This is a genomic window from Halomonas sp. KO116 (genome assembly GCF_000734975.2).
In the GTDB taxonomy this organism is placed as follows: Bacteria; Pseudomonadota; Gammaproteobacteria; order Pseudomonadales; family Halomonadaceae; genus Vreelandella; species Vreelandella glaciei.
In genome coordinates this window covers 4,339,338-4,352,910 of record NZ_CP011052.1, presented here as the reverse complement: position 1 = coordinate 4,352,910, position 13,573 = coordinate 4,339,338, and the positions used below count along the sequence as shown (strand labels likewise).

General features: G+C 54.7%; 11 protein-coding genes and 2 tRNA genes. 12 read left to right on the top strand and 1 reads right to left on the bottom strand.

The genetic code is table 11. From position 1 onward, the window contains the following. Positions 1-9: 9 nt before the first annotated feature. Together carB and greA are read left to right on the top strand one after the other, a co-directional pair. Positions 10-3,240, top strand: coding sequence for a carbamoyl-phosphate synthase large subunit (carB, locus tag KO116_RS19900; RefSeq protein WP_035562687.1), 3,231 nt, complete (start codon positions 10-12; stop codon positions 3,238-3,240). Then, positions 3,237-3,713: a transcription elongation factor GreA gene (greA, locus tag KO116_RS19895; RefSeq protein WP_008958788.1), complete on the top strand. Its 477-nt coding sequence runs from the start codon at positions 3,237-3,239 to the stop codon at positions 3,711-3,713. Before carB ends, greA begins: the two co-directional genes overlap by 4 nt. 94 nt (positions 3,714-3,807) lie before the next feature. Here greA and yhbY read toward each other — a convergent pair whose 3' ends face one another. Continuing rightward, on the bottom strand, positions 3,808-4,134 hold the full coding sequence (gene yhbY / locus KO116_RS19890) for a ribosome assembly RNA-binding protein YhbY (RefSeq protein ID WP_008958789.1): 327 nt from the start codon (positions 4,132-4,134) through the stop codon (positions 3,808-3,810). A gap of 114 nt (positions 4,135-4,248) precedes the next feature. On the opposite strand from yhbY, the gene rlmE reads away from it, so the two are divergent. The 10 genes from rlmE to nusA all read left to right on the top strand — a co-directional run bounded on the left by rlmE (position 4,249) and on the right by nusA (position 13,566). Beyond that, entirely contained in the window at positions 4,249-4,896 is a 648-nt protein-coding gene (gene rlmE, locus KO116_RS19885) for a 23S rRNA (uridine(2552)-2'-O)-methyltransferase RlmE (protein ID WP_035562695.1), read from the top strand. A 274-nt stretch (positions 4,897-5,170) separates the two neighbouring features. After that, positions 5,171-7,177, top strand: coding sequence for an ATP-dependent zinc metalloprotease FtsH (gene ftsH / locus KO116_RS19880; protein WP_035562698.1), 2,007 nt, complete (start codon positions 5,171-5,173; stop codon positions 7,175-7,177). Between the two features lie 114 nt (positions 7,178-7,291). Beyond that, positions 7,292-8,206, top strand: coding sequence for a dihydropteroate synthase (gene folP / locus KO116_RS19875; RefSeq protein ID WP_035562701.1), 915 nt, complete (start codon positions 7,292-7,294; stop codon positions 8,204-8,206). Then, the gene (glmM, locus tag KO116_RS19870) at positions 8,203-9,552 is read left to right on the top strand and encodes a phosphoglucosamine mutase (RefSeq protein ID WP_035562704.1); all 1,350 of its coding nucleotides are present in this window, start codon (positions 8,203-8,205) and stop codon (positions 9,550-9,552) included. Before folP ends, glmM begins: the two co-directional genes overlap by 4 nt. A 121-nt stretch (positions 9,553-9,673) precedes the next feature. Further along, complete coding sequence (gene tpiA / locus KO116_RS19865; protein ID WP_035562707.1) at positions 9,674-10,423, top strand: triose-phosphate isomerase; 750 nt, start codon at positions 9,674-9,676, stop codon at positions 10,421-10,423. A gap of 4 nt (positions 10,424-10,427) precedes the next feature. Next, the gene (gene secG / locus KO116_RS19860) at positions 10,428-10,787 is read left to right on the top strand and encodes a preprotein translocase subunit SecG (RefSeq protein ID WP_035562710.1); all 360 of its coding nucleotides are present in this window, start codon (positions 10,428-10,430) and stop codon (positions 10,785-10,787) included. A gap of 48 nt (positions 10,788-10,835) precedes the next feature. Then, positions 10,836-10,922 (top strand) — tRNA-Leu (locus KO116_RS19855). 167 nt (positions 10,923-11,089) lie between these two features. Beyond that, positions 11,090-11,166, top strand: a tRNA-Met gene (locus KO116_RS19850). Positions 11,167-11,517: 351 nt separating this feature from the next. Next, a complete protein-coding gene (gene rimP / locus KO116_RS19845) occupies positions 11,518-11,979 on the top strand; it encodes a ribosome maturation factor RimP (protein ID WP_008958796.1) in 462 nt (153 codons plus the stop codon). Between the two features lie 72 nt (positions 11,980-12,051). Then, positions 12,052-13,566: a transcription termination factor NusA gene (nusA, locus tag KO116_RS19840; protein WP_035562713.1), complete on the top strand. Its 1,515-nt coding sequence runs from the start codon at positions 12,052-12,054 to the stop codon at positions 13,564-13,566. Positions 13,567-13,573 lie beyond the last annotated feature (7 nt).

Sequence of the window (13,573 nt, the reverse complement as noted above, 5' to 3'; positions counted from 1 at the left end):
GGAACCGTTATGCCTAAGCGTACCGACATCAACACTATCTTGATCATTGGCGCTGGCCCGATTGTGATCGGCCAGGCCTGCGAATTTGACTACTCTGGCGCCCAGGCGTGTAAAGCGCTGCGTGAAGAGGGTTACCGGGTTGTGTTGGTCAACTCCAACCCCGCCACCATCATGACCGACCCGGCCATGGCCGATGCCACCTACATTGAGCCGATTACCTGGCAGACGGTCGAGAAAATCATCGAGGCGGAACGCCCCGACGCGATTCTACCGACCATGGGTGGCCAGACGGCGCTGAACTGCGCGCTAGAGCTTGAAAAGCATGGCGTGCTGGAGAAGTTCGGCGTCGAGATGATCGGTGCCAACGCCGATGCGATTAACATGGCCGAAGACCGCGATCTGTTTGATCAGGCCATGAAGCGCATTGGCTTGGAGTGCCCGAAAGCGAAAGTCGCCCACAGCATGGATGAGGCGTGGGAGATTCAGGCAGAGCTGGGTTTCCCAACGATTATTCGTCCTTCCTACACCATGGGCGGCTCCGGCGGCGGTGTGGCGTATAACAAGGAAGAGTTCGAAGAGATCTGTACGCGCGGTTTTGAGCTCTCCAATAACCACGAGCTGCTGATTGATGAGTCGCTGCTGGGTTGGAAAGAGTATGAGATGGAAGTGGTGCGTGATAAAAACGACAACTGCATCATCGTCTGCGCGATTGAGAACTTCGACCCCATGGGCGTACACACCGGGGACTCGATCACCGTGGCCCCGGCGCAAACGCTGACGGATAAAGAGTATCAGATCATGCGTGATGCCAGCCTCGCGGTCCTGCGCGAGATTGGTGTGGAAACCGGTGGCTCTAACGTCCAATTCGGTATGGACCCCAAGACCGGCCGTTTAGTGGTTATCGAAATGAACCCACGGGTGTCGCGCTCCTCGGCGCTGGCCTCTAAAGCGACCGGTTTTCCGATTGCTAAAATCGCCGCGAAATTGGCGATTGGCTATACCCTGGATGAATTGCAAAACGATATTACCGGCGGGCGTACACCGGCATCGTTTGAGCCGTCTATCGATTACGTGGTTACCAAGATTCCACGCTTCACCTTCGAGAAATTCCCCCAGGCTAACGATCGCCTAACGACGCAGATGAAGTCGGTGGGCGAGGTGATGGCGATTGGCCGTACCTTCCAAGAGTCGCTGCAGAAAGCCCTGCGCGGCCTGGAAACCGGTAACGATGGCCTCGATCCGATCATTACCGATTTTACGCCGGACAACATGGCGATTATCCAGGGCGAGCTCCAGGCTGCGGGCGCCGAGCGTATTTTTTATATCGCGGATGCCATGCGCTCAGGTATGAGCGTTGATGAGGTGTTTGCGCTGACCAATATTGACCCTTGGTTCCTAGTCCAGCTTGAAGATCTAGTGCTGACTGAAAACGCCGTCGCTAAACGCTCACTGACCGACTTTTCTGCCCGTGAGATCTATCAGCTCAAACGCAAAGGCTTTGGTGATGCGCGCCTGGCCAAGCTGCTCAGCGTCAGCGAAAAAGAGTTCCGCCAAACCCGCCATGCAGCAGGCATTCGCCCGGTTTATAAGCGCGTAGATACCTGTGCTGCTGAGTTCGCTTCTGATACCGCCTATATGTACTCCACCTATGAAGAGGAGTGCGAGGCGGATGTGTCTGATCGTCAGAAAATTATGGTGCTGGGCGGTGGTCCGAACCGGATCGGCCAGGGTATCGAGTTTGACTACTGCTGCGTTCACGCCGCCTTCGCCATGCGCGACGACGGTTATGAAACCATCATGGTCAACTGCAACCCGGAAACCGTTTCGACCGATTACGACACCTCTGATCGCCTCTACTTTGAGCCGGTGACGTTGGAAGACGTGCTCGAAATCGCCGACAAAGAGAAGCCGGTGGGCGTGATCGTTCAGTTCGGTGGCCAGACGCCGCTGAAGCTTGCCCGCGAACTGGAGGCTGCCGGTGTGCCGATTATTGGCACCACGCCGGACGCCATCGACCGCGCAGAAGACCGCGAACGCTTCCAGGTGATGATCGACAAGCTGGGCCTGAAACAGCCGCCCAATGCCACGGCGCGTAGCTTTGCCGAAGCCTTCGATAAAGCGGCGGCGATTGGCTACCCGCTGGTAGTGCGCCCAAGCTATGTGCTGGGTGGCCGGGCCATGGAGATCGTCTACGACGCCTCCGAGCTTGAAAACTACATGACCCACGCGGTGAAGGTCTCCAACGACTCGCCGGTGCTGCTGGATCACTTCCTGAGTGCCGCAATCGAGATCGATATCGATGCCGTGTCGGACGGTCAGCAGGTGGTGATTGGCGGCATCATGCAGCACGTCGAGCAAGCGGGCGTTCACTCCGGTGACTCCGCCTGTGCGTTGCCGCCTTACTCGCTGCCTGCCGATGTGCAGGACGAGATGCGCCATCAGGTGAAGCAGATGGCGGTTGAGCTGGGCGTTAAAGGCTTAATGAACGTGCAGCTGGCCTGGCAGGATGGCGAGATCTACGTGATCGAGGTGAACCCCCGTGCTTCGCGTACCGTGCCCTTTGTGTCCAAGTGCATCGGTACGTCGCTTGCGCAGATCGCAGCGCGCTGCATGGCCGGTAAAACCCTGGCTGAGCAGGGCTTTGAGAAGGAAATCGTGCCGCACTTCTATAGTGTTAAAGAGGCGGTTTTCCCGTTCAATAAATTCCCGGGTGTCGACCCGATTTTGTCGCCGGAAATGAAGTCCACCGGTGAAGTGATGGGCTCTGGCGATACCTTTGCAGAGGCCTTCTTCAAGGCGCAGCTGGGGGCGGGCGAAGCGATACCCGCGCTGACCGGCGAGCGTAAAGCGTTCCTTTCCGTTCGTGAACCAGACAAGGCGGGGATTATCGAAGTGGGCCGTTCTCTGTTAGCATTAGGCTTTACGCTATGTGCAACACGGGGAACAGCGGCTGCTTTGGAAGCTGCCGGGCTTGTCGTGGAACACGTCAATAAAGTTTACGAAGGCCGTCCCCATATCGTCGATCTGCTTAAGAACGACGAAATCGCCTACATTGTGAACACTACTGAAGGTCGTCAGGCTATTAACGACTCTTCGGTCATTCGCCGTACTGCTCTCTCGCGCAAGGTGCCCTATGCGACCACCTTGGCGGGTGCTAATGCTGTTTGCATGGCGCTTGAGTACGGTAGTGAGATTACGGTGCGGCGCCTTCAGGATCTGCATGCAGGAGCAAGTCAATGAACAAGGTCCCGATGACAGTGGCGGGAGAAAGAAGCCTTCGTGAAGAGCTCGACCACCTTAAAAGCGAAGCGCGTCCGCAGGTGATCGCGGCCATCGCCGAAGCGCGTGAACACGGTGATCTTAAAGAGAACGCCGAGTATCACGCCGCTCGTGAGCAGCAGGGGTTTATCGAAGGGCGTATTCAGGAGATCGAAAGCAAGCTCTCCGTCTGCCAGGTAATTGATGTCACAAAACTGCCGAAAACCGGCAAAGTGATTTTTGGTGTTACCGTGTCGCTAATGAATCTGGATACCGATGCGGAAGTCACTTATCGTATCGTCGGCGAAGATGAAGCGGATATTAAGTCTGGCCGTATTTCGGTCACTTCTCCCATCGCCCGTGCTTTAATCGGCAAGGAAGAGGGGGATGTTGTGGTGGTGAAAACCCCCGGCGGCGATGTCGAGTACGAAATAGGTAGCGTCGAATACGTTTGATGAAAAAACGCCCCTTCAATTGACCTCGGTTAGGTCGGTTGAAGGGGTGTTTTAGTGCAGCAGCATTCGTTTTAGAACGAGTACAATCTAACGGTTAGTGCCGACCGTGGTGGTTCTCAAAGCGGGTAACATTAGAAAGCTTTGGATTCACCTGCGGGTTCCTACGGTAGAGCAGCGCCATTTTGCCAATGGTTTGCACAAGATCTGCACGGCTGTTGGCGATCAGTTCGGCTATCATGGCAGCCCGATCATCACGCTCAGGAATGGCGAGTTTCACTTTGATCAGTTCGTGATCAGTGAGTGCGCGGTTAAGTTCTGCGAGCAAATTTTCGGAGACGCCGTTCTCAGAAACGGTGACCACTGGGTTAAGATGGTGGCCAATGCTACGAAATGCTTTCTTTTGTGCCTGTGACAAGCTCATGGTATCTTGCGGTATCCCGGTTAGCGCTTAACGCTCCATCTTACGGTGAAACGTCACCGAGTGAAAGCGATCGCGTGAATGCGCCCATCTCTTATTCCAGTGTTAGATTCCCACATGCAGCAAAAGCCGCCAAGCCGTAAACATTCCGTTAGTAAAACCAGCAATAACTGGAAGAAGGAGCATTTTGACGACCAGTACGTGAAGCAGAGTTGGCAAGATGGCTATCGCTCCCGCGCCAGCTATAAGCTGATTGAGCTGGATGAAAAGGATAAACTGCTGCGACCCGGTATGACGGTTATTGACTTAGGGGCAGCGCCAGGCGGGTGGAGTCAGATTGCTGCTGAGCGGGTAGGGCCTGAGGGTGTCGTCATCGCCTCTGATATTCTAGAGATGGATGCGCTGGCCGGTGTGGACTTTATCCAGGGGGATTTTACGGAAGAGGCGGTGTTAGAGGCGATATTAAAACGTCTGGATAATCGCCGTGTAGACCTTGTGATGTCGGACATGGCCCCCAATATGAGTGGTATGGCGGCGATTGATCAACCCCAGGCGATGTACTTGGTGGAGCTAGCGTTAGAACTCGCTCGCGAAACGTTGTCACCCGGTGGTCGATTTTTAGCTAAAGTATTCCAGGGGGAAGGGTTTGACGCCTACTTGAAAGAGTTACGCGGCAGCTTTAAAAAAGTAGTGACTCGTAAGCCGGATGCCTCTCGGGCACGCTCCCGGGAGGTGTATTTCCTGGCCGAAGGGTTTCGCGGTTAACGCCTCATATGGTTCGATGATTTTACCTGTGATGGGATAACGGTGTATGTGGTTCATAGCCAAGATTTATCAGCGCGATTGCCAGACAGGCAAGCGCAACGTGTGTCACATTAGCCGCAATACGCGCGTGACACAGATGGCCCGAGGCATAAGACGCTTTGGCAATGGTTGAACGCTTGATGCTGATGTAATGTCGTAGTACTAAGATTATTAGTAGCAGGCTTTATTAAGCATCAGGGTTTAACTGACGGATTCTTGTAATGAGGGTAGCCCCTTGAATGATATGGCGAAGAACCTGATTCTGTGGTTGGTCATCGCGGCCGTCCTACTGACAGTGTTCAATAATTTCAGCACCGAAAGTGCACCGCAAAACACCAACTATTCTCAGTTTGTGCAGCAGGTGCAAAATCAGCAGGTACGTAGCGTCACGATTGATGGTTACACCATCAGTGGTGAGCGCACGGATGGCTCTCAGTTTCAGACGATCCGCCCATCGGCAGAAGATCCGAAACTGATGGACGACCTGTTGAGCAATAATGTGACGGTCGTGGGTAAAGAGCCAGAGCAGCAAAGTATCTGGACGCGGCTGCTTATTGCCAGCTTCCCGATTCTGCTGATTTTGGGCATCTTTATGTTCTTTATGCGCCAGATGCAGGGTGGTGCCGGTGTTGGTAAAGGCGGCCCGATGAGTTTTGGTAAATCGAAGGCCAAGCTGCTCTCTCAAGATCAGATCAAAACGACCTTTGCCGACGTGGCTGGCTGTGATGAAGCCAAAGAAGAAGTCGAAGAGTTGGTCGACTTCCTGCGTGACCCCACCAAATTCCAGCGTTTGGGCGGTACGATTCCCCGCGGCGTGTTAATGGTAGGGCCTCCAGGTACCGGTAAGACGCTGCTGGCAAAATCGATTGCTGGTGAAGCGAAAGTGCCGTTCTTCTCTATCTCGGGCTCTGACTTCGTTGAAATGTTTGTCGGTGTCGGCGCATCACGTGTGCGCGACATGTTCGAACAGGCTAAGAAGCAGGCGCCCTGCATCATCTTTATCGATGAGATTGACGCCGTGGGCCGCTCTCGCGGTGCTGGCATGGGTGGCGGTAACGACGAGCGCGAGCAGACGTTGAATCAGCTGCTGGTCGAGATGGATGGTTTTGAAGCCAACGAAGGCGTCATCGTTATCGCTGCAACTAACCGCCCGGACGTGCTTGATCCTGCGCTTATGCGCCCTGGTCGCTTTGACCGTCAGGTTACCGTTGGTTTGCCGGATATTCGTGGCCGTGAGCACATTCTTGGCGTTCACCTGCGTAAAGTGCCGCTGGCGGATGACGTTAAGCCGCAAATAATTGCGCGTGGTACGCCAGGTTTCTCCGGCGCGGATTTGGCTAACTTGGTTAATGAATCAGCCCTATTCGCCGCGCGTCGCAATAAGCGCTTGGTTAGCATGGAAGAGCTTGAGCTTGCGAAGGACAAGATCATGATGGGCGCTGAGCGCAAGTCGATGGTCATGACCGATAAAGAGAAGCTCAACACCGCTTATCATGAATCAGGTCACGCCATTATCGGTCTGGTTGTGCCTTCTCATGATCCGGTCTACAAGGTAACCATTATCCCCCGTGGGCGTGCCCTCGGCGTGACGATGTTCCTGCCGGAAGAGGATCGTTATAGCCTGTCGAAGCAACAAATTTTGGGGCAGATCTGCTCGCTGTTTGGTGGTCGTATTGCTGAAGAGATGACGTTGGGGCCGAACGGTGTCACTACTGGCGCCTCCAACGATATCAAACGCGCCACTGAGCTTGCCCACAACATGGTGGCGAAGTGGGGCTTGTCGGATGAGATGGGTCCGATCATGTACGACGAGGACGAGTCGCATCAGTTCCTTGGCGGCCCGGGCCAGGGCGGCAGTAAGATGAAGTCGGGTGATACCACCACACGACTTGATAAAGAAGTGCGTAAAATCATCGACGATTGTTATGAGCAGGCGCGCCAAATCCTGACGGATAATCGCGACAAGCTGGATGCCATGGCCGAAGCGTTGATGAAGTATGAGACTATTGATGCCACGCAGTTGAAGGACATCATGGAAGGTCGCGATCCGCGCCCACCGGAAGGCTGGGACGACGGTGACTCATCCGGCGGCGGAACGCCAGTTGGCGGCGGTGATAAGCCAAAAGCGCAAGAAGCCGATGATGATACGTCTACCAGCGCTTCTGGCAGCGACGGCGAAGAGGATGATGACGAGCCGCGCCGTCGGCCTTCAGATCCTCTCGGCGGCCCAGCGGGCCCTTAGGTGATTAGATAGTTAACCCTGCGTATAAGCCGAAGGCGCCCCGTCAAGGGGCGCCTTTTTTGTTATGCTGTACCTATAACACTGCAAAGTTTCTTTTATTGACCAGGCTGCAGCATGAAATCACTTATGGATACGTCCTCTACGCAAACAGCTGAAAATGCTTTCCAGCTGCGTTGTGGGCGCCACCTGCTGGATCTCTCGTTTCCCCGCGTGATGGGCATCCTTAATGTCACACCCGACTCTTTTTCTGATGGCGGGCAGCACGTCGCGTTAGATGACGCGTTGCGCCATGCCGAGCGGATGTTGGCGGAAGGGGCTGCAATCATTGATGTGGGCGGCGAGTCGACTCGTCCTGGCGCTACGCCTGTCAGCCCCCAGGAAGAGCTTGACCGGGTTGCCCCCGTGGTGGAAATCCTGGTGCGCGAACTGGATGCGCTGGTGTCGGTGGATACCAGTTGTCCCGCCGTTATCCGCGAGGCGAGCGAGCTGGGCGCCGGTATGCTTAACGACGTGCGCGCATTAGAGCGTGAAGGAGCACTGCTGGCTGCGGTGGGCAGTGGCCTGCCCGTTTGCTTGATGCATCGTCAGGGTGAGCCGCAAGATATGCAGCAGGCACCTGCTTATTCGCGTCCAATCGAGGAAGAGGTAGCTGACTATTTGACCCGCCGTGTGGCCGAGTGTGAGGCGGCTGGGCTGCGCCGTAATCGGCTTTTAATTGATCCTGGTTTTGGCTTCGGCAAAACCGTCGAACACAATCTACGCTTACTCAAATATATGGAGTCTCTGCAGTCGCTGGAGCTTCCATTGTTGGTAGGTATGTCGCGCAAGAGTATGATTGGCAAAGTGTTAGGCCGCCCGGTAGAGGAGCGTCTTTCCGGTGGTTTGGCGCTGGCAGCCATGGCGGTAGAGCGTGGGGCGAATATTCTGCGTGTACATGATGTCGCTGCAACGGTAGATGCAGTCAATATGGCGTGGGCGGTACTACAAGAAGGCTGCGAGCCGCCGCTTAACAAGGAGTCTGACGCATGACAAGACGCTATTTTGGTACCGATGGTATTCGCGGCACAGTGGGTAAATCACCCATTACGGCTGATTTTATGCTCAAGCTAGGCTGGGCGGCAGGACAGGTCTTGCGCCGTGATAAAGGCCGAACGCGGGTGTTAATTGGCAAAGATACGCGTATCTCTGGCTACATGTTTGAATCCGCATTAGAGGCGGGGCTTTCTGCCGCCGGTGTGGATGTGTCGCTGCTGGGGCCAATGCCGACGCCAGGCATCGCCTACTTGACGCGTACGTTCCGTGCTGACGCGGGTATTGTCATTTCAGCATCGCATAACCCCTTCGATGACAATGGCATCAAATTCTTCTCCGCAGAGGGCAAGAAGCTTCCTGATGAAACGGAAGATCGTATTGAAGCCATGCTTGAAGCGCCGCTGACCACGGCAGAAGCCGCTCAGCTGGGTAAAGCAACCCGTATCGACGATGCCGCAGGCCGTTACATTGAATTTTGCAAATCAACCCTGCCTGATCGGCTTAGCTTGCATGGCCTTAAGGTAGTGCTAGATTGCGCCCACGGCGCCACTTACCATATCGCGCCTAATGTGTTTCGCGAACTGGGGGCTTACGTCACCACCATCGGCGCTGCGCCCGACGGGTTAAATATTAACCAGCAGGTAGGCTCAACGCATCCCGCCGCACTGCGTGCTGCCGTCATTCAGCAAAATGCTGACTTGGGGATTGCCTTTGACGGTGATGGCGATCGCGTAATGTTGGTTGACGGCAATGGTCGCGAAGTCGATGGCGACGATATTCTCTATTTAATTGCCCGTGATCGTCATGAGCGTGGTTTGCTGCAGGGCGGTGTGGTGGGCACCTTGATGTCTAATTTTGGCCTATCCATGGCGTTGGATAAGCTGGGTATTCCTTTTGAGCGAGCAAAAGTGGGCGACCGTTTTGTCATGGAGCGAATGGCCGCCAACGGTTGGGAGTTGGGCGGTGAGTCGTCGGGTCACATTGTGTGCGGTCATGTGCAGACTACCGGTGATGGTATCGTCTCGGCGCTGCAGGTGTTGGCGCTGATGATGCGCGAGCAGAAGAGCCTACCGACGCTGCTAAAAGAGCTGGAAAAAGTGCCGCAGGCGCTGATTAATGTGCGTTTACCCGCCCATACAAGTGCTAAAGAGGTCATGGCGTCGGCGCCGCTCCAGCGGGCGGTTGCTGCGTTAGAGCATGAGCTGGGCGATGAAGGGCGCGTATTGTTGCGCCCGTCAGGCACTGAACCACTGATTCGTGTGATGGTGGAGGGGCGTGCCCATTTGGATGTCGAACAATTGGCGCACAGCTTGGCTGATCAAGTTCAGGCATTGCTTAAATAAACGTGTCCCACTAATCGATATAGCTAGCTGGCCCAGGAAAGCAAACCTGTGCTTGCAACAGCGGTTGTCTTGACAAGGCCGCTCCTATACCATTTCGCTCCACCTTGAGTGAGGAGAGTCGATGCGTACGCCTTTAATTGCCGGTAACTGGAAAATGAACGGTTCCGTGGCGTTGATCAACGAATTCGGCCAGGCCTTCTCTGCCGCCGTATCGCCAAAGGGCGTGGATGTCGTTATCATTCCGCCGTTCCCTTATTTGGATGCGGCGCGCCTGGCGTTTGAGGGCACGGGGCTGTCATTGGGCGCGCAAACATTGAATCCCATTCACTCTGGAGCGCATACCGGTGAAGTGAGTGGTCGCATGCTCAAAGAGTTTGCGGTCTCTTACGTCTTGGTAGGGCACTCAGAGCGGCGTCAGCTTTATAAAGAGAGCGACGAACAGATATTTGCGCGCCTGCTGGCGGCATTGAGCGTGGATATCACGCCGATTCTCTGTGTGGGGGAGTCCTTGGAGGAGCGCGACGCGGGCCGCACAATGGACGTAGTGTTGCGTCAAGTAGGGCACGTAATGTCTCGCCTGGAGCCAGACCAGCGCAAGCGAGTGGTGATTGCCTACGAGCCCGTTTGGGCGATTGGCACGGGGCGTACGGCATCTCCTGAACAAGCCCAGGAAGTCATGGCAGGCATTCGTGCTTACCAGGCGGGCTTTGATAAGGGGTTGGCTGAACAGCTGCGTTTGCTCTACGGCGGCAGTATGAATGCAAGTAATGCGGCTGAGCTGCTTGCTCAGCCAGATATCGACGGCGGTCTAGTGGGCGGAGCCTCACTTAAGATCGATGATTTTTATGCCATTTGTCAGTCAGCAGGATAACGCCATGCAAGTTGCAATTCTTATGATCCATGTGGTGATTGCGATCGCCCTGGTGGTACTCATTCTGCTTCAGCAGGGTAAAGGTGCCGAAGCCGGTGCGGCTTTCGGGGGTGGTGCTTCACAAACCGTGTTTGGTTCGCGGGGCAGCGGTAACTTTTTATCACGCACAACGGCTATTTTGGCGGCGGGTTTCTTCGTTACCTCTATGGCACTGGCTTACTTCGCCACCCAGGCTGGTCAGGCACCAGAAGCAGGTATTCCAGACTCGCGCTTGATCGAGCAGCAGCAAAGCGTTCCGACGCTTGACGACAGGCCTGCGGACGTGGATAATACCGCGCCAGTGCTAGAGGAAAGCAGCGAGTAAGTAATTCTCGTTGTTTCGTTAGATAACGTTTCTTTAGCCTCCCCTGATGCCGAAGTGGTGGAATTGGTAGACACGCTATCTTGAGGGGGTAGTGACCGTATGGTCGTGCGGGTTCAAGTCCCGCCTTCGGCACCATCTGTTTTGCTGGCTCGCCAGCTTCCCAGAATGTCTTTTTAGGTTGTTAAATGAGAACGTCGCATTTAGCAGCTAAAATGAAAAGACAGCTTTAAGTAAAGTGTTCTTGAAGCAAGTAATTGTTGACGTAAGTAGCTTTAGTGTCTATTATCGTCGACCTAGATTGATGCGGGGTGGAGCAGTCTGGTAGCTCGTCGGGCTCATAACCCGAAGGTCATCGGTTCAAATCCGGTCCCCGCTACCATTTTCTAGTGGCATGTTCGAAAGTTGTTTTCTCTACTACCATAGATTGAAAATAGCTTCTATCAGGTAAATCCTGGGGCGTGTTGCTGAGACGGTACTTGAAGATAGTACTGAGAATTAGTACTTAAGGTTTCTTTTAAAAAGCCCCTTCCAGTGAAGGGGCTTTTTGTTAGCAGCTTTTGGTTAGCAAAAGCATTGGGCTAGCGCCCGCTTGTCGCTAATATGAGTAATCTTAATAGCGGATGCGTCCGGATAACCGGGAGCACATTTCCGAGTAACGCCAATCAGCCACCTAGCTTTTCTAATAACTCCTGGCCAGGTGCCTGATGCAACGGCTATAGGAGCTTTGTCTGTGGCCACTAAACACGCTGCGCTTCACGCGCTGATCGAACCTGTTGTTGCTGCCATGGGCTTTGAGCTATGGGGCATCGACCATCTTTCCCAGGGCAAAAATTCGCGGCTGGTGATCTATATCGAGCGCGAGAGTGGCGTTAGCGTAGAAGACTGCGCAGATATTAGCCGCCAAGTCAGTGCTGTTATGGATGTGGAAGACCCCATTGCCGGTGAGTATCGGCTGGAAGTCTCCTCGCCAGGCATGGCACGTCCCTTGTATTCCCTGGATCAGTTTACCCGCTTTCAAGGTCATCACGTCGCGCTCAAGCTGCGCACTGCCTTTGACGGGCGGCGCAAGTATCAAGGGCTTCTGGTCGGTGTTGAGGGGGATGAAGTGCTCATTCAACTGGATGGCGAAGAGTATTGCTTTCCTATTGAGAGTATTGATTCTGCTCACATTGTACCGCAGTTCGACGATTGACCGGGTGGCGGCGCTGCCGGCAGGCTGCCGGGGTGATGCACATAAGGATAGGTTTTCTGGCGAGGCATACGCATGAGTAAAGAAATTTTAATGGTCGTAGACGCGATCTCCAATGAGAAGGGCGTCCCACGTGATGTCATCTTCGAAGCGGTAGAAGCCGCTCTTGCGAGCGCGTCACGTAAGCGTTTTGACAAAGAAGAAGCCAATGTGCGCGTGCATATTGACCGTCGCACCGGTGAATACGAAACCTTCCGCTTCTGGACTGTCGTAGAAGACGACGAGTTTGAAACGCCAGATTACGAAATTAAAGAGACCATCGCCGAGCAGCGTGATCCGCCGCTAAAGTTGGGCGATGTGGTCGAAAAAACCATCGAAAACGCATCGTTTGGTCGTATTGCTGCGCAAACCGCCAAGCAGGTGATCGTACAGAAAGTACGTGAAGCTGAGCGGGCTGAAGTCGTGCGCCAATATGCAGATCGTGAAGGCGAACTGGTTGCCGGCATTGTTAAGAAAACCACCCGCGACGGCCTGATCATTGATTTGGGCGAAAACGCTGAGGCGTTTTTACCCCGCAATGAAATGATCCACGGTGAGCGTTACCGCATGAACGAGCGGGTGCGCGCCCTGTTGATCAAAGTGGATCCCGATGCTCGTGGCGCCCAGCTTCAGCTGTCGCGGACATGTCCCGAGCTGATCATCGAGCTGTTCAAAATCGAAGTGCCTGAAATCGCTGAGCAGCTGATTGAGATTAAAGGCGCTGCTCGTGATCCCGGTTCGCGCGCCAAAATTGCGGTTAAAACCAATGATCGCCGCATCGACCCGGTGGGTGCCTGTGTGGGAATGCGCGGTTCGCGCGTTCAAGCAGTCTCTTCCGAGCTGCAAAACGAGCGCGTCGATATTGTGTTGTGGGACGACAATCCCGCCCAGTTGGTCATTAATGCCATGGCGCCCGCCGATGTTGGGTCTATCCTTGTTGACGAAGATGCCCACGCGATGGACGTGGCCGTGGCGCAAGATAATCTGGCTCAGGCCATTGGCCGTAGCGGTCAGAACGTGCGTTTGGCCTCTGAGCTTACCGGCTGGCGGATTAACGTCATGACCGAAGAAGAAGCAGAGTCTAAGCGCGACCAAGAGATTGATAGCCTGGTGGACTCTTTCATCCAGCACCTTGAAGTGGATGAAGATGTCGCTCGCCTGTTGGTGGAAGAGGGGTTCACTACCCTGGAAGAAGTCGCCTACGTGCCGATGGAAGAGATGCTCGAAATCGAAGAGTTCGATGAAGATTTAGTAGAGCAGCTACGCGCACGTGCGAAAGACGAGCTGCTGACGATGGCAATTGCCTCGGAAGAAGCGCTAGACGGTGCCCAACCAGCAGCTGATCTGCTGGAGATGGATGGCATGGAGCGCCACCTGGCCTTCATTTTGGCCAGTCGCGGCATTGTCACTATGGAAGATCTCGCCGAGCAGTCTGTCGACGATCTGGTCGATATCGAGGAGTTGGACGAAGCGCGCGCAGCGGCACTGATCATGACTGCCCGTGCGCCCTGGTTTGAAGTCGATGACGCATCGGATTCGAACACACAGTAAACAGGTC